26 protein-coding genes are annotated in these 23,192 nt (G+C 59.4%); 9 read left to right on the top strand and 17 right to left on the bottom strand.

The genetic code is table 11. The features are described from left to right. Positions 1-168 precede the first annotated feature (168 nt). Positions 169-795, bottom strand: a complete 627-nt coding sequence (locus tag RWJ89_RS20840) for a class I SAM-dependent methyltransferase (RefSeq protein WP_316031370.1) — start codon at positions 793-795, stop codon at positions 169-171. A 378-nt stretch (positions 796-1,173) separates the two neighbouring features. Between RWJ89_RS20840 and RWJ89_RS20835 the strand changes: the two genes are divergently transcribed. Beyond that, complete coding sequence (locus RWJ89_RS20835; protein WP_316031369.1) at positions 1,174-4,839, top strand: YobI family P-loop NTPase; 3,666 nt, start codon at positions 1,174-1,176, stop codon at positions 4,837-4,839. A 466-nt stretch (positions 4,840-5,305) separates the two neighbouring features. Beyond that, positions 5,306-5,656 (top strand): DUF2200 domain-containing protein, encoded by a 351-nt coding sequence (locus tag RWJ89_RS20830; RefSeq protein ID WP_316031368.1) that lies wholly within the window; start codon positions 5,306-5,308, stop codon positions 5,654-5,656. Between the two features lie 77 nt (positions 5,657-5,733). Here RWJ89_RS20830 and RWJ89_RS20825 read toward each other — a convergent pair whose 3' ends face one another. Then, positions 5,734-6,429 (bottom strand): TetR/AcrR family transcriptional regulator C-terminal domain-containing protein, encoded by a 696-nt coding sequence (locus tag RWJ89_RS20825; RefSeq protein ID WP_316031367.1) that lies wholly within the window; start codon positions 6,427-6,429, stop codon positions 5,734-5,736. 192 nt (positions 6,430-6,621) lie between these two features. On the opposite strand from RWJ89_RS20825, the gene RWJ89_RS20820 reads away from it, so the two are divergent. The 3 genes from RWJ89_RS20820 (at position 6,622) to RWJ89_RS20810 (ending at position 8,101) form a co-directional block, all read left to right on the top strand. After that, a complete protein-coding gene (locus tag RWJ89_RS20820; RefSeq protein WP_316031366.1) occupies positions 6,622-7,110 on the top strand; it encodes a RidA family protein in 489 nt (162 codons plus the stop codon). 134 nt (positions 7,111-7,244) lie between these two features. Then, the gene (locus RWJ89_RS20815; protein ID WP_246621988.1) at positions 7,245-7,670 is read left to right on the top strand and encodes a hypothetical protein; all 426 of its coding nucleotides are present in this window, start codon (positions 7,245-7,247) and stop codon (positions 7,668-7,670) included. Between the two features lie 122 nt (positions 7,671-7,792). Then, on the top strand, positions 7,793-8,101 hold the full coding sequence (locus tag RWJ89_RS20810) for a Dabb family protein (protein WP_168268883.1): 309 nt from the start codon (positions 7,793-7,795) through the stop codon (positions 8,099-8,101). Positions 8,102-8,134: 33 nt separating this feature from the next. Here RWJ89_RS20810 and RWJ89_RS20805 read toward each other — a convergent pair whose 3' ends face one another. The 6 genes from RWJ89_RS20805 to RWJ89_RS20780 form a co-directional block, all read right to left on the bottom strand. After that, positions 8,135-9,034, bottom strand: coding sequence for a metal ABC transporter substrate-binding protein (locus RWJ89_RS20805; protein WP_168259751.1), 900 nt, complete (start codon positions 9,032-9,034; stop codon positions 8,135-8,137). A 16-nt stretch (positions 9,035-9,050) separates the two neighbouring features. Beyond that, entirely contained in the window at positions 9,051-9,923 is an 873-nt protein-coding gene (locus tag RWJ89_RS20800) for a metal ABC transporter permease (protein ID WP_316031365.1), read from the bottom strand. Next, a complete protein-coding gene (locus tag RWJ89_RS20795) occupies positions 9,920-10,669 on the bottom strand; it encodes a metal ABC transporter ATP-binding protein (protein ID WP_316031364.1) in 750 nt (249 codons plus the stop codon). Before RWJ89_RS20795 ends, RWJ89_RS20800 begins: the two co-directional genes overlap by 4 nt. Next, positions 10,666-10,794: a hypothetical protein gene (locus RWJ89_RS20790; protein WP_316031363.1), complete on the bottom strand. Its 129-nt coding sequence runs from the start codon at positions 10,792-10,794 to the stop codon at positions 10,666-10,668. The genes RWJ89_RS20795 and RWJ89_RS20790 overlap by 4 nt, the downstream gene beginning before the upstream one ends. Before the next feature lie 642 nt (positions 10,795-11,436). Further along, positions 11,437-11,922 carry a peroxiredoxin gene (locus tag RWJ89_RS20785; protein WP_011650769.1) on the bottom strand — a complete coding sequence of 162 codons (486 nt, stop codon included), beginning with the start codon at positions 11,920-11,922 and terminating at the stop codon, positions 11,437-11,439. A 130-nt stretch (positions 11,923-12,052) separates the two neighbouring features. Further along, entirely contained in the window at positions 12,053-12,904 is an 852-nt protein-coding gene (locus RWJ89_RS20780; protein ID WP_316031362.1) for a protein-disulfide reductase DsbD domain-containing protein, read from the bottom strand. Between the two features lie 141 nt (positions 12,905-13,045). On the opposite strand from RWJ89_RS20780, the gene RWJ89_RS20775 reads away from it, so the two are divergent. The 3 genes from RWJ89_RS20775 to RWJ89_RS20765 all read left to right on the top strand — a co-directional run bounded on the left by RWJ89_RS20775 (position 13,046) and on the right by RWJ89_RS20765 (position 15,199). Continuing rightward, positions 13,046-13,651, top strand: a complete 606-nt coding sequence (locus RWJ89_RS20775) for a YqgE/AlgH family protein (RefSeq protein WP_168257630.1) — start codon at positions 13,046-13,048, stop codon at positions 13,649-13,651. 119 nt (positions 13,652-13,770) lie between these two features. Continuing rightward, complete coding sequence (locus tag RWJ89_RS20770; protein WP_131642478.1) at positions 13,771-13,962, top strand: CsbD family protein; 192 nt, start codon at positions 13,771-13,773, stop codon at positions 13,960-13,962. A 151-nt stretch (positions 13,963-14,113) separates the two neighbouring features. Continuing rightward, positions 14,114-15,199 (top strand): zinc-binding metallopeptidase family protein, encoded by a 1,086-nt coding sequence (locus RWJ89_RS20765; protein ID WP_017959272.1) that lies wholly within the window; start codon positions 14,114-14,116, stop codon positions 15,197-15,199. Between the two features lie 529 nt (positions 15,200-15,728). Here RWJ89_RS20765 and rnhA read toward each other — a convergent pair. From rnhA to RWJ89_RS20740, 5 genes are all read right to left on the bottom strand, one after another. After that, a complete protein-coding gene (gene rnhA / locus RWJ89_RS20760; RefSeq protein ID WP_168348896.1) occupies positions 15,729-16,184 on the bottom strand; it encodes a ribonuclease HI in 456 nt (151 codons plus the stop codon). Continuing rightward, positions 16,181-17,146, bottom strand: a complete 966-nt coding sequence (locus tag RWJ89_RS20755; RefSeq protein ID WP_316031361.1) for a homoserine kinase — start codon at positions 17,144-17,146, stop codon at positions 16,181-16,183. Before RWJ89_RS20755 ends, rnhA begins: the two co-directional genes overlap by 4 nt. A gap of 55 nt (positions 17,147-17,201) precedes the next feature. Further along, positions 17,202-18,203 (bottom strand): 4-hydroxy-3-methylbut-2-enyl diphosphate reductase, encoded by a 1,002-nt coding sequence (gene ispH, locus RWJ89_RS20750; protein WP_316031360.1) that lies wholly within the window; start codon positions 18,201-18,203, stop codon positions 17,202-17,204. Between the two features lie 239 nt (positions 18,204-18,442). Further along, positions 18,443-19,198, bottom strand: coding sequence for an SURF1 family protein (locus tag RWJ89_RS20745; RefSeq protein WP_168257635.1), 756 nt, complete (start codon positions 19,196-19,198; stop codon positions 18,443-18,445). Next, positions 19,191-19,571, bottom strand: coding sequence for a DUF983 domain-containing protein (locus RWJ89_RS20740; RefSeq protein WP_025393469.1), 381 nt, complete (start codon positions 19,569-19,571; stop codon positions 19,191-19,193). Before RWJ89_RS20740 ends, RWJ89_RS20745 begins: the two co-directional genes overlap by 8 nt. 119 nt (positions 19,572-19,690) lie before the next feature. Between RWJ89_RS20740 and RWJ89_RS20735 the strand changes: the two genes are divergently transcribed. After that, positions 19,691-20,332, top strand: coding sequence for a chloramphenicol phosphotransferase CPT family protein (locus RWJ89_RS20735; RefSeq protein ID WP_131666143.1), 642 nt, complete (start codon positions 19,691-19,693; stop codon positions 20,330-20,332). Between the two features lie 210 nt (positions 20,333-20,542). Here RWJ89_RS20735 and RWJ89_RS20730 read toward each other — a convergent pair whose 3' ends face one another. The 4 genes from RWJ89_RS20730 to RWJ89_RS20715 form a co-directional block, all read right to left on the bottom strand. Next, the gene (locus RWJ89_RS20730; protein WP_025393467.1) at positions 20,543-21,421 is read right to left on the bottom strand and encodes a cytochrome c oxidase subunit 3; all 879 of its coding nucleotides are present in this window, start codon (positions 21,419-21,421) and stop codon (positions 20,543-20,545) included. 61 nt (positions 21,422-21,482) lie between these two features. Next, positions 21,483-22,091: a cytochrome c oxidase assembly protein gene (locus RWJ89_RS20725; protein WP_168284320.1), complete on the bottom strand. Its 609-nt coding sequence runs from the start codon at positions 22,089-22,091 to the stop codon at positions 21,483-21,485. Further along, complete coding sequence (locus tag RWJ89_RS20720) at positions 22,088-22,228, bottom strand: hypothetical protein (RefSeq protein WP_011650759.1); 141 nt, start codon at positions 22,226-22,228, stop codon at positions 22,088-22,090. The genes RWJ89_RS20725 and RWJ89_RS20720 overlap by 4 nt, the downstream gene beginning before the upstream one ends. Continuing rightward, positions 22,228-23,178: a heme o synthase gene (locus RWJ89_RS20715; RefSeq protein ID WP_131666150.1), complete on the bottom strand. Its 951-nt coding sequence runs from the start codon at positions 23,176-23,178 to the stop codon at positions 22,228-22,230. The genes RWJ89_RS20720 and RWJ89_RS20715 overlap by 1 nt, the downstream gene beginning before the upstream one ends. Positions 23,179-23,192: the final 14 nt, after the last annotated feature.

The following is a 23,192-nucleotide window of genomic DNA, read 5'->3' as shown; positions in this document are numbered from 1 at the left end:
CTCCATGGGGCCCAATCGGAAACAGAAGGTTAGCTCGCTGAAAGTCGGCTTCGCGCCTTCATGTCGGCCACCGAGGGATCTTTGCCTTCACCCGGAAGCCAACATTGCGGTGGCCACCTAGAGTTCATGGTCGCGCACAACCGGCCATTCCCGCAAGTTCCATGTGCGTCACGCCCGACTGGCCCGAACACTCAGCCAATGATCATCGGGCTTTCCGACGTACCGACGTACCTCGCTGACGATCCAGCCCGCGTCTCTGAGTGCGGACCGCAGGGCAGGCTCGCGCCAATATGTCTCGACGTAGCGCCTCGGCACTGCAGCGCTGCCGTGGGTGGAGGCATCCTCACCATCGCCCTCTCTTACCGAGGCGTGTAATCGGCCACCGGTCCGGGTTGCCTCGGCAAGCCGTCCAAGCACCGTGCCGAAATCCTCGCGGGCGACATGAATCAGGCAGGCACAGGCCCAGATCCCGTCGTATGGCGTGCCGGGACGCTGCGGGTCGGCCAAGTCATCGGTCAGTGGGTCCAACAGGTCGGCTTCGAAGCCACTTTCGCGAAGCAGTTCGACGAAACCCTTTGCAATGTCGGTGCGCCGGACGCTCATTCCGCGCTTCTCAAGCTCAAGTGCATCTCGCCCGCCACCGCTTCCGATCTCCAGCACCCTGCCCGAGCCGCCCAGCTCGGTCACGAACGCATCGATCTCTGTCGCGACCCATTCGGGCATCGCCGCGGCCTCGGCAGCGTACTCCGCTGCGACCCTATCATAGGACCGCACGGTATCCGGGTCGGTGCTCATCCTAGCGCTCCTCCTTCAAGACAAGAGGCCTGATGAGCGAGAGGCCCATCAGCCCGTTGCGCCCTTCACACTTCGGCAGTGGGTGACATCGCGGGCGATTTGCTTCCGAGCTATAGCAGAAATGCCGTCAGAGACACCACCGACCGAGCCAATGCTGTCGGGCGGCAATGCGCCTCCTTGTCGGTCGGTGCGCCTGATACCGTGAGCGCCCGAAAGCTGCCAATCATCGAGACTATTACCTATGGCTAGTTCCCGCTATGATTGCGGACAGCGGGACTCTGGTGATCGATTCGCAAATGCGGAGTTCTTGCAGATGAAAGTAGGTTTTTCCGGCTCCCCGGTGATATTTATCGCTTGGATCGGTGATAGTTAGGTATTATGGGCGAACGCATTGCAACATTAACAGATTGGCTGGGTGGCTGGCTCACCAATTTCGGCGCCTTCTTGGAAGCTATCGGTCGGCCCGCCGTCATAAAAGCAAAATTTGTAAATCTTGCACCGACCGACCAAGCTGACAAGGACGGTGTATATTCCGAAGCTTTGCTCTTTGCGACGACTGACCCGAAGGTAAACAACATAGCGCTTACGGGGCCTTATGGTTCAGGAAAAAGCAGCATCATCCAATCGTTCCTGAAAAGATACCAAAGACCTGCACTGCACATATCTCTCGCGGCGTTCGTGAAAGAAGCTAGCGCATCAACCGACAAAGAATCTAGCGCATCGAGCGACAAGAAAGCTAGCGCCCCAAGTCTCAAAGTAAGCCGGCAGGAGATTGAAAGAAGCATACTGCAGCAAATGCTGTACGGCGCAGATGTCAACAAACTTCCACTGTCGCGATTTAAGCGAATCCAATCCCCCGGTGTCTTGTCGATCTTCAGATCGCTGTACATTATGTTCGGCTTACTTTCGCTCTGGTACGTATTCGCAAAGCGGGAACCGATAATTAGCGGCACCTTTTTCGATCCACTCGCATTGAGCAATTGGCCTAATTTCGGAGTCTTCGGGTTTTCGTTGCTTTTTTTGTGGGTTGTGCTGCACCACTTTTATGTCGCCAGCTTTGGGCTGTCGCTCAAAAGCATCTCTCTAAAAGACATCGAAATAAGGCCCGCATCGGACAATTTAGATTCAATACTTAACCGTCATTTGGATGAGATTATCTACTTCTTCCAGTCAACAGACTATGATCTCGTAATCATTGAGGATCTGGACCGCTTCGAAGATGCCGAAATATTCGTGACATTGCGTGAAATCAACAGTTTGGTGAATGAGAATGCGGGAGTCAGGCGAACCATTAGATTTCTTTACGCCCTACGCGACGACGTGTTTGTTAATACGGATCGGACCAAGTTCTTTGAATTCATCATTCCCGTCATACCGATCATCAACGCTTCGAACTCGATCGATATGGTGCTGGAACAAGGAAAGAGGCTTGAACTCGACGACCGGCTTAATCGGCAGTTCCTTCGAGAGGTATCAAGATACCTAAATGACCTAAGGCTTATTCAGAATATCTTCAATGAATATGCCATCTACGTCGCCAACCTAGAAACCGACGACGAGAATACTCTCAACGCCAACAAGCTGCTTGCGATCCTTATATATAAGAATGTCTACCCTAGGGATTTCGAACAACTGCACCGTGGCGAAGGCAGCCTCGCTGACATTCTGGGTCGCCACGATGAGCTTGTTGACCACGCAGAGGCCGCCTGCAAGGCGGAGATAGCGGAACTAGAACAAAAAATTGATATCGCCGAGCGGCAGACGCCTTCTGATCTTAAGGAGTTGCGCCGAATCTACGCAATGGCACTCATCGAGAAGCTACCTGCGAACTCAAACAGCGTCAGTCTTGAAGGGGGAGCTTCGATCACGCTTCCCCAGCTTGTTGGACAAGACTCGCTTGAACAGATACTCGCAGCAAAGCAAATTATCTACCGCAATGTCTACAATAACGCACAGCGGATCGATATCTCTACATTGCAGCACGAAGTGGATAGCCACAAGACCTACCTGCAGCGCAAGGTAGAGATCGAAAACAAAACTGAGGCCAACAAGAGCGAGAGCTTGGGACGGATTCGCGAGCTTAGAGCGAAGATCGCCACTCTACGAGCAACCGAATTCAATGAACTTGTGCGTTCCGGCGCGGAGCACGTAACCGATCTTTTCGATGGCTTTGGCGAGAAGGGAGAACTGGCCCGTTTCTTGATTTTAGAAGGGTATCTCGACGATACTTATTATCAATATACGTCGCTGTTCCACTCTGGTCGGCTGTCACCCAACGATAATAAGTTCCTGCGGCAGATACGGGCGTTCGTTACCCCCGACCCCAGCTTTCAGATTGACAACCCGAATGAGGTCATCGCGGGGATGCGCGAAGCGGACTTCGAGCAAAGCTATGTCCTTAACGTCAAATTGGTCGACTGCCTTCTGAGTGAGCCAATCCGTTACAGCGAACAGACTCGTAAGCTCTTAGAGTTCATCGCATCCCATTTTGAATTCTGCGAAGATTTCTTCGAGGCCTATTACGCAACGGGACGCGCTGTCCCTGAATTGCTTTCGCGCCTCGCGGACGGATGGAAGCAATTCGTTCCAACCGCAATCGCCAGCAAGCGCAATCTTTCTCATATCACACAGTTGGTAACCAACCTGCCGGAAGAGGCCCTAAAAACTATAGCGCGCGATAGCGACGAGTTCCCTGATTTCGTCGCAGCGAAACTCCCTGAAATTCTGGCACTTGCACCTGACTTGGCACCAGAACGCCTCGTGCGCATTGGCTTCGATGTTCGAGACCTCCCGGCAATCGGAAAGTCCACTGGCATCGTGCGCTTCATGGTAAGACGCGGCCTTTTCGAACTCTCGATTGCCAATCTGGAACATGTCTTTTGCGAAGTTCTGGGCGAGACCAATCTCGTAGCGTTCCGCGAGCGTAATTACACTACGCTGCGTTCGCTCACAGATCCTGCCTTGATTACGAGGGTTGAACGCGACCTTGATCTCTATCTTAGCGACGTGCTCCTCGAGCTTCGTGACAATGCCGAGGAAGACGCCGCAGCCATCACCGATCTCCTAGGCCGGGAGGAACTTGACGAAGACAATCTTCGTGAGTTTCTCGGTCGACAGACGGCTCTCTTGCCAACGCTAGAGGGTGTTCCGGAGAAATTCCACGCCATGGTATTTGAGCTGCGACGCATCGTGCCGACATGGGAGAATTGTATCTCGTTCATGGCAGGCAGTGGCTTCGCGGCGGAAATCCTGGTGGCCTATCTTGATCGGAAAGATGTGCGCGCGGCAATTCTGAACCAGCGTCTGCCTAACGATCCGAAGACGCTGCTGTTACGCCAATTCCTTGTTGCCGCGAATTCACTGAGCGATGAGGGCTACCGGGAATATGTCCGAGCGTTGCCCAATACTTTCAAGAATTTTCCCACAAGCCTCGATTCTTCGAAGCTCACTACTCTCATAGAGGAGCGCAAGATCACCTTTTCAAAGGAGACCCTTGAAAGCCTAGACGTCAATACAGACTTGCCGGTCCTTTTCGTGGCGGAAAACATTGAAGCTTATCTCACCGATCCCGACATGTTCGGTCTCGACGACGTCTTCCGAGAAGGGCTCCTTCAAGCCGACATAACAGATGACGATAAGCGCGCGATAATCGACCTAATCGATTTGAATACTCTGACGGAACTACCCAAACGAGCGGCACTCATCGGCCCGATTCTTGACCGCACCAACGTTCGTATATCCGGCCTTGATGCGGCTAAAGCGCGGTCACTGATCCTGAATTCAAGGCCCGTTGCGACGCAGATTTCCCTGTTCAACGAATTTCACTCGACAATGACGGTTGACGAAGCGCGCGAAGTGCTTGCGGCGCTTCCAGATCCTTTTTCTGAGATCACGACAGGATATCACACGCCAAGATTGCCAAGATCAGATGAAAATCGTGCATTCGTCCTCTGGCTTGAGACTCGCGGAATCATCTCTTCGTGGAGCGAGGGAGGTGGTTGGTTCCTAGGTGATGAGATACGCGTAAATCTCAAAAGGCGATGACAAATGGTAGTTATACCGTCCTCTAATGGATGCCAGGTTTCAACGAGATGCCATAAGAATGGCGGTTTTGAAATCTTACCGGCGGCTAACCAGTTTGTTGGTTCTCACAAAAGTCCGTTCACAAGGCCACAATTCCCTAAACCTGACAGTCTGCTTCCGTGAAGAGTTTCGGGCGCCGGGAGGCGTACGAAAGTGCCCAAGGAAGGAACCCGCGGACCACTGGCGATGGCTATGGAGATTTCAATCTTCGGCTCACGTGCTCCGGCCCCGTAGCGGCCGTCTAACCAAGCCGAGCCGATGTCCGTTGTTGGCGCAATCCGGTCGAAGACGCGCGGCGCTGTAGAGATGCCGCGTTTGCACTGATCTGCTTCGCGCCCGCGGAAGCTAACCCATTATCCGCCACTTGTTGAGGTCTTGAAATCAGCTATCTCAAGCCGGAAAATATCTGGAACGTTGAGGAGCGCGCATGACGAAGCATCGCATCTATTCCATCAGCGTCGCGAGCGTCTATCCCCACTATGTCGCCAAGGCAGAGAAGAAGGGGCGCACGAAGACGGAGGTCGATGAAATCATCTGTTGGCTGACGGGGCATAGCCAGCAGAGCCTGGACGATCAGTTGGCTGAGAAGACCAACTTCGAGGATTTCTTTGCGCAAGCGCCTCAGATGAATCCGTCCCGATCGTCGATTACAGGCGTGATCTGCGGTGTCCGCGTGGAAGACATCCAGGAAACGACGATGCGGGAAATCCGCTATCTGGACAAATTGATCGACGAACTCGCCAAGGGGAAAGCGATTGAGAAAATCCTGCGGAAATAGCCGGGAGCCGTGTCGCGGCAGCGCGCGCTCACCTACGGCACGCGCGCAGAAGCCGGCGCCGTCTCGTTGAGGAATGTTCACTGGCGCGGCGCAAGACCATCGAGCAGGAAGTCGAGGCCCTTCCTGAAAGCGCCGTCCCAATCATTATCCAGCAGCAGACGGGAGCGTTCGATCGTCGGGTAGTGCTCGCTCAGACCTGTCAGGCGCTGCTGCGCGGCGGCCCTGTCGTCATCGGAGAGGTCGAAGTTCGCCCGGGTGATGGTGGCGCCGATCACATAGTTCCAGAGCGACCAGATCGCGACGTTCAAATCGGCATCAGTGACACCGGCTCCGGACAAGGTCTTGCTCAGCAGTTCCAGGCGAATGAGGATGTTCGGACCAAGCGCCCGGCGTGGCAACAGCGATGCCGACCAGGGATGGCGCAGCATGCTGGCGCGCCAGTCTTCGAGCATATGAACGATGTCCTCGCGCCAATCTTCAGACGCACCAGGCGGTGCGCGATATTCGAGCACCGAATCCAGCGCCAGATCGAAGACCTTTTCCTTGTTGTCGACGTGCCAATAGAGGCTCATCGCGCCCGCGCCGAGGCGATCGGCCAGCCGGCGCATCTTCAATCCGTCGACGCCCTCGGCGTCCAGCAGTTCCACCGCAGTCGCCACGATCCGTTCCAGCGAGAGAGGCGGTTCACTGCGCGGCTCCTGCCCGGACTGGGGTGATGGCGCACCTCTCCGCCCAGACCCTTTGCTCTCAGCACCGCTGCGTTTGGCTGCCATTCGTCTTCCTTACTGATCAGAACGTCGATCTAAGCCGACATGCCAGGAATGTCGATCCTGACCAATTGACTCGTACGACGTACGATGCAATTTAATCGTACGTCGTACGAGTCCTATCATATGGGCGAGAAGATTCATCTGCATGCCGCGAAGATCCGTCACTCGCAGCCTTCAGATGCCCAGGAGAAAATCATGTCACCCGCAATCAAGCATCTCATTATCGGAGGTTTCATCATCATGACCATCAGCGTTCCAACTGCGGCAACAGCCAATGAGGACGATCTCAAGCTGACCATCGTCAATCCAAAAAACCTCTACGACCCCTCGCCGAATGGCTACAGCACGGCGGTGATCGTGCCGCGCCAAGGCCGGCTGGCCTATATCTCCGGACAGGGCGGCCAGGACAGCACGGGCGCCTTGTCGCCCGACTTTGCCGTCCAGGTGAAGCAGGCCTATGCGAATCTGCGCACCGCCCTCGATGCGCTCGGCGCCAGGCCGGATCAGGTCGCCAAGCTGACGGTCTTCGTGGTCGATCACGATATGTCCAAGCTCGAGGTGTTGACCAGCAACGTCAAGAACATGTTCGGCGAAGCATTGCCGGCGCAGACGCTGGTTCCCGTTTCCAAGCTTGCCATCGATCCCATGCTCTTCGAGGTGGAGGCCGTGGTCGTTCTGGAATAGCGGCGGATCGAGACAAATCGGATTTTCAGGGGTGGCGCGTAACCTTTGTTAGGCGCGCCACCTTCCCTTTATCGATGGCCATTGACCAACGGCCTGGGATGTGCGTCTCTCATTCCTTGCACAAGGAAAATCCCATGCTCAAGATTCTGCTCGCCCTCTCGATGGGTGTTTTTTGCGTATCGCCGCTTCAGGCCGCCGAGATCACTCCGGTCACCAAAAGCTGCCAGCCGGGGGCAAAACAGGCACAATGCGAGCGATGGGTCACGGATATCAAGAAAGCCGTCGCGCTGGCCTATAAAGGCGACAACGGGGCGCAGAGGACCATTGCCTTCTGCCTGTCCACCGGTTGCCACGGTGCCGTCGCCATCGACAAGGTGGCCTCCTGCAGCTGGCATCTCGTCATCGCTAATTCCGGTTCCACGACAGTGCTCGACAGTTCAAACACCAGGAACACCTGCCGGCCGATGACGGCGGCTGAGAAAGACCAAGCCCGCGCGCTGGCGAGCGATCTCGTCCAGAAGATCTACAAGCGGCCCCTGGTGAAGACCGACCAGATGTAATCTGCCCGGCTCACGGCTGCGGCGCAACGTCCGCGTGAAAATAAATCTCGTTGCTCTCCCGGCTTTCGCCGCTATTCTCCATGCAAAGAAAATCGGGCCAAAGAAAATCGGGAGGACCACTGATGATCCTGCATTGCGTATTCCTGCGGCTGAAGACCGCGGTGACGGCCGAAGACAAGCAGTCGCTGTTTGCGGCGATCGTCGCCCTGAAACAGGTCATTCCCGGCATATTGGATATCAAATACGGGCCAAATGTTTCGCCGGAGGGCTTGCATGGCGGCTTCGTCGACGGTTTTGCCGTGACCTTTGAAAGCGCCGAGGCCCGCGATGCCTATCTCATCCATCCCGAGCACGTGACGGTCGGCGAGCGCATCGTCTCGTCGACGGATGGAGGCCTTGCCGGCATCCTGGTCTTCGACCTTAATTTGTGAGGGCCACAGGACAGGCCTGCAGCCCTCGATACTTCAGCTCGATTTCGCCATGGCGGCGGCGAGCTGGTCGACATTGTACTTGAACATCTTTTCATAAGTCGGCGCCGGTCCCTTAGCGTCGGACAGGGATTCAACATAGAGCTCGCCGCCGGGCTCGGCCCCGGTTGCCTTGGCGACCTGCTTGACCAGGCGCGGATCGTTGGAATTCTCGAAGAAATAGGCCTTCACATGCTCGCCCTTGATCTGCTCGATCAGCTTGGCGACGTCGGCGGCCGATGCCTCGCTTTCGGTGGACAGACCAAGCGGCGCCAGGAAGCTGACATTATATTCGCGGCCGAAATAACCGAAGGCATCATGGCTGGTCAGCACCTTGCGGCGATCGTCGGCCACCTTGTCGAATTTCGCATGGGCATAGGCGTTCAATTCATCGAGCGTCTTTGTGTACTTCTCGGCATTGGCCTTGAAGGCGGCGGCGTCCGAGGGATCGGCCGATGACAGCGCCTTTTCGATATTGGCGACCCAGACCTTGACGTTGACGGGGCTGTTCCAGACATGCGGATCGGTGATTTTTTCGCCGTCCTCTTCCATCGTGCGGGTGTTGATGCCTTCGGAAACGGTGACCGGCTTGCCCTTGTAGCCCGATGCTGTGATCAGCCGGTCCATCCAGCCTTCCAGCCCCTCGCCGCTGACGAAGGTGACTTGAGCCGCGTTCAAATTCTTCGCGTCGGCCGGCGACGGCTCGAATTCGTGGGGATCGCCGTTCGGCCCGACGAGGCTCGTCACCTTGACGTGCTCGCCGCCGACCTGTTTGACGACATCGGCTAGCACGGTGAAGGAGGCCACAACCTTCAGCGTTTCGGCGGAGGCGGGCACGGCCGACAGCGCCATCAAAGCGGGGATTGCTGCGGAGAGAAGCAGTCTGTGCGGTGTCATCGAAGTCTCCTTGGGATCAGCCCTTCAAATGCGGGCGGGGGAAGAAGCGCCGGGCCAAGCCGGAGGGCGCGAAAAGAATGGAAAAGCCGTAGAGGATCGCCGCCGTCATGATGATCGTCGGGCCGGAGGCGAGTTCGAGATGGTAGGAGGCGATCATACCGAGATAGCCGGAGGCGGCAGCACTTGCGGCTGCTATCGCCATCATCACAGGCAGACTGCGCGACCAGAGCTGGGCGACGGCCGCCGGCAGCATCATCAGGCCGACCGCCATCAGCGTGCCGAGCGCCTGGAAGCTGGCGACGAGGTTCAGCACCACGAGCAGCAGGAAGAGGACGTGATAGACCGGCCCGCGCCCACCGACGGCGCGCAGAAAACCCGGATCGAAACATTCGGCGACCAGCGGCCGGTAGATGAAGGCGAGGATGACGAGGGTCAGCGAGGCGATCGCACCGATCAGATAAAGAGCCGGCGCATCGATCGCCAGGATGGTGCCGAAGAGCACATGCAGCAGATCGATATTCGAACCGCGCAACGAGACGATCAGCACGCCGAGCGCCAGCGACGCAAGATAGAAGCTGGCAAAGCTCGCATCCTCCTGCAGCACGGTCATCCGGCTGACGGCGCCGGACAGCAGCGCCACCGACAGGCCGGCGATCAGCCCGCCGAGGCCCATTGCCGTCAGCGACAGGGAGCCGGCGACGAGGTAACCGATGGCAGCCCCCGGCAGCACGGCATGGCTCATCGCATCACCCATCAGGCTCATGCGCCGCAGCATCAGGAAGACGCCGATCGGGCCGGAGCCGAGCCCGAGGCAGAGGCAGGCGACGAGCGCCCGGCGCATGAAGCCGTAATCGGCAAAGGGCGCCAGGAAGAGATCGTAAGCCGTCATGCCGCCGGTACCTCTTCGTATGCGCAGGCATTCGCATCTTCGTCCCAGCGCTCGGCCATGGCGCGAGCCTTCAGCAGATTGACGGAGGACATGACGTCTGCGGTCGCACCCCAGCCGACCAATTCACGGGCGAGCAGCAGGGTTTGCGGGAAATGCGCCCGGACGAGCTCGAAATCGTGGAGCACGGCGATTACCGTACGGCCTTCGCCGTGCCAGCGGGTGACGATATCGACCAGGTCCCTGGTCGTGCGGGCATCGATTGCCGTAAACGGCTCGTCGAGCAGGATAATGCCGGCATCCTGCAGCAGCAGGCGGGCAAAGAGCACACGCTGGAACTGGCCGGCCGAGAGCGAGCCGACATGGCGCCGGCCGAAACCTTCGAGCCCGACGGCGGAGAGCGCCTCGCCTGCCCTCTTCACCTCGCCGGGCACAATGCGGCCGAAGGCTCCCGCCTTCTTCCAGGCGCCGAGCATGACGGTGTCGATGACCGAGATCGGAAAGCGGCGGTCGATCTCGGCCGCCTGCGGGAGATAACCGAACTGTGCCCGCTCCAACTGGTGCTCGACCCTGCCTTCGGCGGGACGAAGCTCGCCCATGATCGCCTTCAGCAGCGTCGACTTGCCCGCCCCATTCGGCCCGGCAATCGCCGTGAGGCTTCCTGCGGCGAAGGCGCCGGAGACATGATGGACGGCGGGGTGCCTGTTATAGGCAACGGTCAGATTCTCCAGACGGATCAGCGGCGTCATGGCAAGACAACCGCCCAGTGGATCGCCAGCCACAGCAGCGCAATGACCAGCGCCATGCCGATCACCCTGGAGAATGCCGACTGTCCCAGCAGGCTGACGAGGGGGCGGTCGGGGCTCGGGGGCATGGCACATCCTACAATGTAATAACATTACAGTTATGTTATAACGATTGAGGCAAGATTGAGGCGGGAGGTAATCCCAGTTTTATTGCTAAGCTAAATACGGGCAGCATCGACATAAGATAATCGAGTGCTTGCACCCATTTGACAGGCACGCGCTCCAAAGCCAGACTTAGCGCATGATGAAGCCTTGGCCTCTGCTTGTTGACCATATCCGCAATGTTCGAAAACGTTCGGAAGACGAAAAATTCTCGTCGGCCTTGCTGGGCATTGAGCAACTTGCTGATTTCATCGCTCAGGGTTCGCTTAGGGATGCGCTGTTCGGATGGACATCAATGGCTGATCTATGCGTCCAACAAACCGAGCATAAGCCCTATTCAGTGGCCTACCTGCGGATTTCAGCACAGTCATCGGGCCTGATAGAGTTTCGCTTTATCGACACGGCCGTGGACCGCAGGCAATGGACGCGGACGGAACCGCCAGAACGAGCTGTTGACAGGCTTAGGACCTTCTTAGACCAACTTCATTTGGTTTCGGCCCCCGGCCAACCGCACACTCGACGTTCAATGAGGTAGACGACGAAGCCGCACCTTAAGCCCCTCCCCCTTGTGGGGAGGGGTTGGGGAGGGGCAATTGTTGTTCGAGAGGTCAGAGCTGTTCCAGCATTGCGGCGGCACCTGATACGGTTGCCTGGCCGGGGCTTTCCTCGACGTTGAGGGCTTTGACCACGCCGTCTTCCACCAGCATCGAATAACGCTTGGAGCGAAGGCCGAGGCCGCCGGCGGAGAGGTCGGCGTCGAGGCCGACGGCCTTGGTGAAGCCGGCATCCCAATCGGCGAGGAAGTGGATCTTGCCCATGCCGCCTGATGATTGCGCCCAGGCGCCCATCACGTGCCAGTCGTTGACGGCGACGACGGCGATGTCATCGACGCCTTTGCCAAGGATGGTATCGCGGTTTTCGAGATAACCCGGCAGGTGGTTCAGCGAGCAGGTGGGCGTAAACGCGCCCGGCACGGCAAAGAGCACGACGCGCTTGCCGGCGAAGAGCTGATCGGTGGTGATTTCGACCGGGCCGTCAGCCGTCTTTTCCTTGAAGGTGGCGGCAGGAAGCTTGTCGCCGATCGCGATGGTCATGGTCTTCTCCTTGGTTCTGTCCTTAGCGATTTCCGGCTCCGGAGGTTTCCGGGCTTTGGGTTCTGGCTTTGGAAATTCCGGCTTGGCGGCGGCGGGCGCCGCAGGGATCGGAGGCGACTATAGGAGCCCATCATTGAAAGGCAAGAGTGGTCTCCATCGCCCTTTCGCCGTCAATGACGAGCACGCTCCAGCGCTTGCCTGCCACGTCGTAATCCTTCGGCAGCTTGCCGATAGCGACATCGACCTTGAAGGTGGCGCCGTCGCGTTTGCCGCCGATTTGCTTGGTGAAGGCATAGCCGCTCGGGCCGGTGACGATGATATCCGGCGCGCCCTTCCCTTCGCCCTGCCCCCCGCCCGGCAAGACAAGATCGAGCGACAGCGTCTTCCTGTCGGGCGACATCGCATGCGCCGTCACGTCGAAATCCGGCGATGGCGGCTTCGGCAATCTCGCATCGGCGGCCTGGAGGATCGCCTCCTCCTGCGGGTGCGACTGGATGGCGGGGCCAAGCTTCAGCTGCAAATTCGCCTGGAAGGGAATGCAGATATCCTTGCAGATGCCGATGAAGGCGGCGGCGTCGATCGTCACCGGGCCTTTGCCGGCCGCCGTCAGCGACAGCGGCAGCGTCACCGGCGCGTCATAGGCGATATCCTCGATCGCGCCCTTGAAAAAATGCTTCGGGACGGGATAGGCGATGGCATCGAGCGTGACGCCGCTTTCCGCCGCGATGGTGATCTGGGGCGGAATGCCGCTGTTGCCGGGCTCTTTCCAATAGGTGATCCAGCCGGGTTTCGGCTCGATCTGAAGAGCGGCGCGGATTTTGCCGCCGGCATCGGGTGCGAGCGCCACGAGGCGCATGCGGCCGCCCTCGTTTTCCGCCCAGGCGCTCATTTCCGCGTGGGCGGAAGAAAACGGCACAAGGGCTGTGACCACCGACACAACAGCGATTAAAAGCCTGCACGGACCTGAGGAAATAATCATCATGGAACAAAGGTTTACCGAATGTGCAGTTTGGCCGCCAGAAGTGGCGGCAATTTAATTCTTCATTTTCAGTTGATTGATGTGTGACATTGGCCCATGTTTCTTTTGTCGAGGCCTTGGTGCGGTCTAGCAGCAGGAGGAACGATGTCCTTATTGACCCTGAAGAACAGACGGGAACGTGGCTTCTTCGATGGCCAGTTCCTCATCGCCATGCCGGGCATGGAAGACCGCAATTTTGCGCGCGCTGTCATCTACATCTGCGCGCATTCGGATGCCGGCGCCATGGGCTTCGTCATCAACCGTCCGCAGAGTCTTACCTTCACCGATGTGCTGCAGCATCTCGACATGATCAAGCCGGAAGACTCGATCGTGCTGCCGAAGCGGGCGCGCGAATTCCCGATCCAGACCGGCGGCCCGGTGGAAAGCGGCCGCGGCTTCGTGCTGCATTCGGACGATTATGCCAGCGACTCCTCGATCCCGGTCAGCGACGACATCTGCCTGACGGCGACGCTCGATATCGTGCGCGCCATCTCCAAAGGCGATGGGCCGACGCGCGCGACTATGCTGCTCGGCTATTCCTCCTGGGCGGCCGGCCAGCTCGAAAGCGAGGTCGTCAACAATGGCTGGCTCACCTGCCCGGCCAATGAGGATTTGATCTTCGACCGCAGCCTCGATGATAAATACGAGCGGGCGCTCGCCGGCATGGGCGTGACCGCTGCCATGCTTTCGGCCGAAGCCGGCCATGCTTGAGAGGCTGGCTTGCCTGACAGCAGCTGACCTGACGGCAGTGGGAACGAATAGCTGCAAGTGACGTTTCATTTCGGCAAGCATGGACAAGACGCCCGTGCCGACCAAGGAGACATCACAAGATGGGTAGCACCAGCGACAAGATTTCCGGCAAGGCAAACGAAATTGCCGGCAAAACCAAGCAGGCCGCCGGCAGGGCCATGGACGATCGCGACATGCAGGCCAAGGGTGCCGTCCAGGAAGCCAAGGGCAAGGGACAGGTCGCAACCGGCAAGGTCAAGGACAAGCTCAAGGGCGCCGTCGACCGGCTCTGAGCGACAGCCTCTCTTCACACACGCAAAGACGCTGTGATTCCGATTTAAGGAATGCGCAGCAGACGCTCATCCTTTATCACCATGCCTGCTGTGCCAGCGTGCGGCAGGCATTTTCAATCCCCCACCCTCATGCTTTGCAGAGATAGACAAGATGAAGCTTTTTGCCTGCGACAACTGCGATCAGGTCGTCCACTTCGACAACCGACGATGCGTGCGCTGCAACCATCGCCTCGGCTTCCTGCCCGGCGATCTCGCCATGCATGCACTGGAGCCGCGCGACGAGACGCTCTGGCAGCTCGTTTCCAATCCCGATCGCGACGTCCGCTTCTGCGCCAATGCCAGCCTCGACATCTGCAACTGGCTGGTGGACGATGATGGCGAGAGCGAATTCTGCGTTGCCTGCCGCCATAACCGGCTGGTTCCGAACACCGATACCCAGGACGGCATCGATCGCTGGCGGCGCATCAGCCAGGCGCAGCGTCATCTGTTTTATTCGCTGCTGCGCTGGAAGCTGCCGCATCCGGATCGGGCGCAAGACCCGCAAGGCGGCCTGGTCTTCGATTTCCTCGAGGATTCGATCGAGAGCAACGGCTTTATCGTGCCGGCGATGACCGGTCACGAGGAAGGCCTGATCACCATCCGCGCCGCAGAGGCCGACGATGCGACGCGCGAACAGGCGCGCAGCTCGATGAACGAACCCTACCGCACGCTGCTTGGCCATTTCCGCCACGAGGCCGGCCATTTCATCTGGAACAAGCTGGTGCGCGATCGGGGCGGCCTTGCCGATTTCCGCGCCGTCTTCGGCGACGAACGGCAGGATTATATGGCAGCCCTGCAGACCCATTATGCCGGCGGCGCGCCCTTGGGATGGCAGGACAATTTCATCAGCGCCTATGCGGCATCACACCCCTGGGAGGATTTTGCCGAATGCTTCGCGCATTACCTCCATATCGTCGATACGCTCGAAACCGCACGCGCCTTCGGCATCGCTATCGATCCACGCGGCCATGAGGAAATCGCCGGCGAGGTGGATTTCATCCCCTACAGGGCAAGGAGTGCCGAACAGCTGGTCAGTGCCTGGGTGCCGCTCAGCATCGCGATCAACGCCATCCAGCGCAGCATGGGCCAACCCGACTCCTATCCCTTCGTGCTGTCCTCGCCTGTTGTGGCAAAGCTCGAATATCTGCACCGGCTGATCCAGGGCGCGGCGACGGCGCCGCAGCAGCGGGCGGCTTGAGGAGATGGAAAGCCGTCGCTATCGTTGCCGGGAGGCGCCGTGATATCCCCACCCTCATTCCTGTGCTCGTCACAGGAATCCAGCCACCGCGCCTCGGCGCGGTGAATGACTCTCTGCGGCGGTAAGAATGTCTTCCGCGCCCAAGGACTTGGGCGCACTGGATTCCTGTGACAGGCACAGGAATGAGGGTGGGTGAGACCAGCGTTCGGGACAATCAGCGAAGATAGCGGGATATACAGCGGCATCCGCAACGCTCCTCGTCCTGAGGCGCGTAGCCCAAAGGGCGAAGCCTCGAAGGACACGCCGCAATATTGCTTCCTGCGCCCATATCCCATCTGACGCCGGCACACCCGCCTCGTCCTTCGAGGCCCCTTTGGGGCGCCTTAGGATGAGGCTCTCTTGGACGTTGCCGCCATCGCACCACACTCGGTCACGGCGAAAACGCGATGCCTATAGCTCTGGCCCGGCACCCAGCACGCCCATGATGCCACGACCGCGCCCATCGGGCTCGCCGACCAAACGTGGGGACTTAAAACGAAACCGCCTTGCCCTTCTTGAACGGCTCCATACCCCGGCGGGCGAGTTCGTCGGCGCGTTCGTTTTCCGGGTGGCCGGCATGGCCCTTGACCCAGTGCAGCGTCACTTTGTGGCGGTCGCGGGCCGCCTCCAGCGCCTGCCAGAGCTCGGCATTCTTCACCGGCTTTTTGTCAGCGGTCTTCCAGCCGTTTTTCTTCCAGCCGAAAATCCACTTGGAGATGCCGTCCTTGACATAGGCGCTGTCGGTATAGAGATCGACCTCGCAGGGTGTTTTCAGCGCCGATAGCGCCGAGATTGCCGCCAGCAGCTCCATGCGATTGTTGGTCGTGTCCGCCTCGCCGCCGAAAAGCTCCTTTTCGACGTCGCCATAACGCAGCACCGCGCCCCAGCCGCCGGGACCGGGATTGCCGGAGCATGCGCCGTCGGTAAAGATATCGACGTGTTTCATAGGCTCAATCCATATTCGGCGGGCGATTTGATCTGGCGGTGGAACCGCAGCTTGCGCAGATATTCGAGCGGGTCCTTCTTGGTGACCATGGCGCCCTCAGGCGTCATCAGCCAGTCATAGAGCCGGGTCAGGAAGAACCGCAGCGCAGACCCACGCGACAGCACCGGCAAGGCTGCGATTTCGGCATCGCTCAGCGGCCGAACGCTCCGGTAGCCCTCGAGCATCGCCGTGCCCTTGGTGATGTTATAGGCGCCATCCTTCTCGAAGCACCAGGCATTCAGGCAGATCGAGACGTCATAGGCGAGCAGGTCGTTGCAGGCGAAATAGAAATCAATCAGGCCGGAGAGTTCATCGCCGAGGAAGAAGACATTGTCGGGGAAGAGGTCGGCATGGATGACGCCGGCGGGAAGATCACTCGGCCAGGCGGAAGAGAGGAAATCGAGTTCGCTGCGGATCTCGGTCTGCAGGCCGGGCTCGACCTCGCCGGCGCGCGCCTCGGACTTCTCCCAGAGCCCCCGCCAGCCGTCGATCGATAGCGCATTCGCCCGCTTCAAGTCGAAACCATCGCCGGCCACATGCATCTCGGCCAGCGCCCTGCCGACCTCGCGGCAATGTTTCGCCTCCGGCTTTCTCAGCCACATGCCTTCGAGGAAGGAGATCAGCGCCGCCGGACGGCCGGACAGCGAGCCGAGCAGCGCGCCGTCGCGGCGCGGCAGCGGCAGCGGGCAGGACAGACCGCGGGCCGCGAGATGCTGCATCAGGCCGAGGAAGAAAGGCAGGTCGCTCTTTTCCACCCGCTTCTCATAGAGCGTCAGGATCAGCGGGTCCTTGGAGGTGTGAAGCAGGAAGTTGGAGTTTTCGACGCCCTCGGCAATGCCCTTGTAGGAAAGCAGCGTGCCCGCGTCATATTCCGTCAGGAACCATTTCAGATCGTCTTCGGCGATATCGGTATAGACTGCCAAGTGAGGTCTCGTCTCTGCATTTTGGATGAAGGATTGCCCAGGCCGCAATGACGACCTAGCCGTTGACAAAGGCCATGTCGGCCGCCGTCAGCTCGATGCTGCGCAATTCGCGGTTGACCAGGAAATTTTCGGTTTCCTGCACCGTTTCGGCCAGTTCGACGCGGGCATCGAAGCGAGCGCGGAAAGCCTCGATGATCTCGTTGACGATGACCTCGGGCGCGGAAGCGCCGGCGGAAAGGCCGAGCGTCGAAATCGCGTCGATCTCGTCCCAGTCGAGCTCGGCGGCGCGCTGCACGAGGATCGATTTCTTCGCCCCTGCCCTGAGCGCCACTTCAACGAGCCGCTTGGAATTGGATGAATTCGGCGCGCCGACGATGATGAAGAGATCGCAGCCGGGGGCTGCCTGCTTCACCACTTCCTGGCGGTTGGTCGTCGCATAACAGATCGAGTCCGCCGCCGGCGCCGTCAGGTTCGGGAAGCGTTCGTGCAGGCGGGTGATGACACCGGCCGTATCGTCGACCGACAGCGTCGTCTGGGTGACATAGCCGAGATTATCGGGATCAACAGGGACATAGGCGTCCGCATCCTCGATCGTCTCGATCAGCGAGACCGATCCCTCCGGCAGCTGACCCATCGTGCCGATCACCTCGGGGTGGCCGGCATGGCCGATGAGGATGACATGGCGGCCGAGGCGATTGTGGCGCATCGCCTGCTTGTGGACCTTGGAAACCAACGGGCAGGTGGCGTCGAGATAGAAGAGGTTGCGGCTTGCCGCATCCTCGGGCACGGATTTCGGCACGCCGTGGGCTGAGAAGACCACCGGCTGGGCGCGATGTTCTGCCGGGATCTCGTCCAGTTCCTCGACGAAGACGGCGCCCTTGGCCTCCAGCCCCTCGACGACATAGCGATTGTGGACGATCTCGTGGCGCACATAGACCGGGGCGCCATAGGATTTCAGCGCCAGCACGACGATCTGGATGGCACGGTCGACGCCGGCGCAGAAGCCGCGCGGGCCGCAGAGCCTGATAGTCAAAGGAGGTTTCGCCGCAATATTCATGTCTGTTCCACAAATTCCTCATTCCTGTGCTCGTCACAGGAATCCAGCCACGGCGCGTCGGCGCCGTGAATGAATGTCAACATCCTCGTCCCTCTTCCGCGCCCAAGGACTTGGGCGCACTGGATTCCTGTGACAAGCACAGGAATGAGGAAAAACTTGGTAACGTCCAGCGTCAACAGCAACGTCCCGCGTAGGGCTAAGGGACCTCTAGCCCAATATGGTCGAGAATTGAAGTGATACTATTGCTGAGGTGTCTTGGCACCCTTGCGGAACCAGGAGATCGCCACCACGACGACGAGCACGGCGGCCAGCCCGTACCAGGTGAAAGCATATTGCAGATGGTCGTTCGGCAGATCTACCTGGGTGACGCCGCCGATCGGCAGGCCGGCCGGATTGGGGGTAGAATCGGCATCGACGAAAAAGGGAATGACGCTCGCTTTCTCCAGCCCGACGCTCTCGGCCATGACGTCGAGATCCTTCCAGTAGAAGATGTTTTTGGCGACGTCGTTGTCGGGCACCACCCAGGAAGGCTTGCCGGGAAGCTTTTCGCGCGCCAGGCCAGTGACGGTCTGCTCTCCCGTCAGCTGGCCCTGCATGCGCATTTCCGGCTCCTTATTGTCATAGGGAACGAAGCCGCGATTGACGAAGAGAATGCGCCCGTCGGCAAGCTCCAGCGGCGTATAGATGTAATAGCCGGTCTGGCCGCGCCAGGTGGCGAAGAAGTGCCGCTCCTTGTTGTTGATATAGCGGCCGGTGGCGGTCACCTTGCGGTATTCGATATCGCCGCCTGCAGCCGCCATCGCCTCGATGTCGGCAAGCGGCACGGGGCTTGCTGCCTGCCGCGCGGCGATATCGGCGATCAGGCCTTCCTTCCAGTACAGGCGCTCCACCTGCCAGGTGCCGAGCGAAATCAGGATGGCGAGAGCGATCAGCACCAGGATGCCGGTCAAAACCGGCAGCCGGCGGCGCGGCGTTGCATGCACTATGTCAGTCACTCAGGCGTCCTTCGCGGGCATTATGACGGTATTGCATGGCGATCAGGATGCCTTTGAACCAGCGCAGCGTCAGCAGCGACAGGATAATCGTCAGCGGAGCGAAGAGCAGGATATGCACCCAGATCGGCGGCCCGTAATTCACCTGCAGCCACAGCACCATGCCGATGACGATGAAGCCGACGATGAGGATGACGAAGACGGCCGGGCCGTCACCGGAATCGGCAAAGGAATAATCAAGGCCGCAGGCGGCGCAGCGCGGCTTCAGGCCGAGCAGGCCATCGAAGAGTTTGCCCTCACCGCAGCGTGGGCAGCAGCCCTTGATCCCGGTCTTCACCGGGTCGACGGGGGGGAAATGGGCGCTGTCCTCGCTCATGCTGATCCTTGTGACAATTCCATGCTGCCTTAACTCTCCCATAAAGTATTCGCATCCCGAATGGAAATAGCTGCGCGGTCTCTGCCGAGCGATTCGCGCCAAACAGAAGAAGAAAACTGATGAGCAATGACAGCCATGCCGGGCAGATCGTAATCTTGAATGGTGCGCCGCGGAGCGGCAAATCAAGCATCGTGCGCGTGATCCAGGATGAATTCGAAGGCCCGTGGATCAACCTCGGCGTCGACAGCTACAATGCCATGACACCGAAGCGCTACCTGCCGGGCATCGGCCTGAGGCCCGGCGGCGAGCGGCCGGATCTCGAGGAGCTAGTGGCATTCCTCTATGCGGCGCTTTACGAGTCGATCGCCATCCATGCCGGATTGGGTCTCAATGTCGTGGCTGATCTCGGCCATCATGACAGCTACTCGCAGCCGCTCGGCATTCTCGGCGATTGCGCCCGCCGGCTGGAGGGGTTTCGCGTGCTGTTCGTCGGCGTGCGCTGTCCGATCGAGACGATCATGCAGCGGCGCGACATTGTCCAAGAGGGGCGCGAGACGCTTTATCTCAGCGCCACGGAGGACGTACCAGTCCCGGAACCGGTGCAGCGCTGGCAGGATGAGGTTCATCGTCCCGGCATCTACGACATGGAGGTCGATACGTCAGTGCTGACACCGCTCGAATGCGCCGAAGCGATCCGCCACCAGTTGGATCTCGGGATTCCCGAACCTTTGGCTTTCGAACGGATCGCCGGGGCGCGCTGAGCTGAAAAAAGTATAGGGTCAGCCTTAGACTGCGGACGAAGTCGGCAAACTCCCTCTTTCGTCATGCTCGGGCTTGTCCCGGGCATCTGGGACCGGTTGATATGTAGCAGATCCTCGGCACAAGGCCGAGGATGACGCCGAGTAAAGAACGAGATTTACCAATAAAAAAGGCGGGCACCAGGCCCGCCTTTTGCTTGACGATCGTTCCGGTCAGCCGGCTGCGACAGGTGCGCCCCAGCCGCCCCAGACGTAGATGCAGAAGAACAGGAACAGCCAGACGACGTCGACGAAGTGCCAGTACCAGGCGGCCGCCTCGAAGCCGAAGTGCTGCTTCGGGGTGAAGTCGCCGCGCAGCGCGCGGATCAGGCAGACAGCCAGGAAGATCGTGCCAACGAGGACGTGGAAACCGTGGAAACCGGTCGCCATGAAGAAAGTCGCGCCGTAGATCGAGCTCTTGAAGGCGAACGGCGCGTGAGCATATTCGTAGGCCTGAACGGCAGAGAAGAACATGCCGAGCAGCACGGTCAGCGTCAGGCCCTGGATCAGGCCCTTGCGGTCGTTGTGCAGCAGCGCATGATGCGCCCACGTGACCGTGGTGCCCGACAGGAGCAGGATGACGGTGTTGTAGATCGGCAGGTGCCAGGGGTCGAGAACCTCGATACCCTTCGGCGGCCAGGTGCCGCCGGTATAGAGCACGCGCGAGGCCTGGATCGCTTCGTTCGGATAGAGGCTGGCGTCGAAATAGGCCCAGAACCAAGCGACGAAAAACATCACTTCCGAAGCGATGAACATGATCATGCCGTAGCGCAAGTGCAGCGAGACGACACGGGTGTGGGCGCCCTCATGGGCTTCCTTCACCGTATCGGCCCACCAGCCATACATGACGTAGAGCACCAGCGCGAAGCCGATATAGAAAACCCAGGGATTGGCAAGCTCGAAGCCGGCGACCTTGAAGGAGCCGCCATTGAGATAACGCATGTAGGAGACGCCGCCGAGCGCCATGATGAAGGCGCCGAGCGAGGCTAGAATCGGCCACGGGCTCGGATCGATGATGTGATAGTCGTGATTCTTCTGGTGAGCATCGGCCATGTCGTTATCCCCGGATGTCTTCCTTCACTCCGCTCCCGGCATAGCCGGAAACGAGCCTTGATCAAAGTTTCTTTTCAATCTTCTCCGCTCCACCCTCATTCGAAGCCACCGGCTTCGGACCCTCTTTCGGGTAGAACGTATATGACAGCGTAATCGTATGGATATTCTTTGATTCCACCGCCTTGACGATTTCAGGATCGATGTAGAACACGACAGGCATGTCGAGCTTCTCGCCCGGCTTCAGGTCCGTTTCCGTGAAGCAGAAACATTGCACCTTGTTGAAATAGACGCCGGCTTCGCCCGGCGTAACGTTGAAAACCGCCTGGCCGCGCTGGGTCTCGTTGGAACGATTCTCGGCGGTGAAATTGACCTGGATGGTCTCGCCGATCTTCGGATTGACCTCGCGCTCGACCGGCTTGAAGTCCCATTGCAGGCCGGGGGCGACATTGGCGTCGAAGGTGACGCGCATCTTGCGGTCGAGCACGACGCTCGACACCTGGTCGACGCGCTGCGTCGTGCCGTTATAGCCGGTCACCTGGCAGAAGATGCGGTAGAGCGGCACGGCGGCATAGCTCATCGCGCCCATGCCGAAGACGAAGCTCAGGCACATCATCACGACGGCGCCGTTGTTGCGGCCCTGCTTCTTCGGTGCGGCGGCGTTGTCGCTCATCCAGCCATTCCTCCGCCGATCTTCACGATGGTGATCGCGTAGAAGAGAATGACGAGGCCGGCAAGCACCAGCCCGAGGGCGACGTTGCGGTTGCGGCGCGACTTGCGCTGCGCTTCCGTGAGCTTGAGCAATTCCATCAGAACCAACCTCCCGCATGCGAGACCAGCACCGACGCCAGCCGGTCGATCATCAAGGCGGAGAACACGGCGAAGAGATAAAAGATCGAGAAGCCGAAGAGCTTCTTCGCCGGGATCATCTTCAGATCGCCGTCGGGCATGCGCCAGACGGTGATGGAACAGTATATGAAGATCGCGCCGAGGACGGCGGCGACGAGGCCATAGCCGAGGCTCGCGAAACCGAGGAAAGACGGCAAGACCGCGCAGACGGCAGTCAGCACCGCATAGGCGACGATCTGATGCTTGGTCACCCGTTCGCCGGCAACGTTCGGCAGCATCGGCACGCCGACGGCCTCGTAATCGCGCATCTTGAAGAGGGCAAGCGCCCAGAAATGCGCCGGCGTCCACAGGAAGATAATGAGGAAGAGAACGGTGCTCTCGATCGTCACGCTGTTGGTCACGCAGGCCCAGCCGATCATCGGCGGGAAGGCGCCGGCAGCACCGCCGATGACGATGTTCTGCGGCGTCGAGCGCTTCAGCCACATGGTGTAGACGACGGCGTAGAAGAAAATGGTGAAGGCGAGGATGCCGGCCGAGAGCCAGTTGACAGCCAGGCCGAGGATCACCACCGAAAAGCCCGACAGTACCAGGCCGAAGGCGAGTGCTTCCGACGGCGCGATGCGGCCGGCCGGGATCGGACGGTTGGCGGTGCGGCTCATGATGGCGTCGATATCGGCGTCATACCACATGTTCAGCGCGCCGGAGGCGCCGGCGCCGACGGCGATGCAGAGGATGGCGATCACGCCGAGGACGGGATGGATATGGCCCGGCGCCAGTACGAGACCGGCAAAGGCAGTGAAGACCACGAGCGACATGACCCGTGGCTTCAACAATTCAAAATAATCGCGCGCACTCGCTTCCGACAATTCGCCGTCCTTTGCAAGCACCCCGTGATTGTCGATGACCGTCATCATTTCGTCCTGAA

Origin of the sequence: Rhizobium sp. 10PS4 (genome assembly GCF_032464805.1) — a bacterium.
Taxonomy (GTDB): domain Bacteria; phylum Pseudomonadota; class Alphaproteobacteria; order Rhizobiales; family Rhizobiaceae; genus Rhizobium; species Rhizobium laguerreae.
Note: the sequence above shows the minus strand (reverse complement) of the source record. Positions and strands in the feature narration are given on the sequence as shown.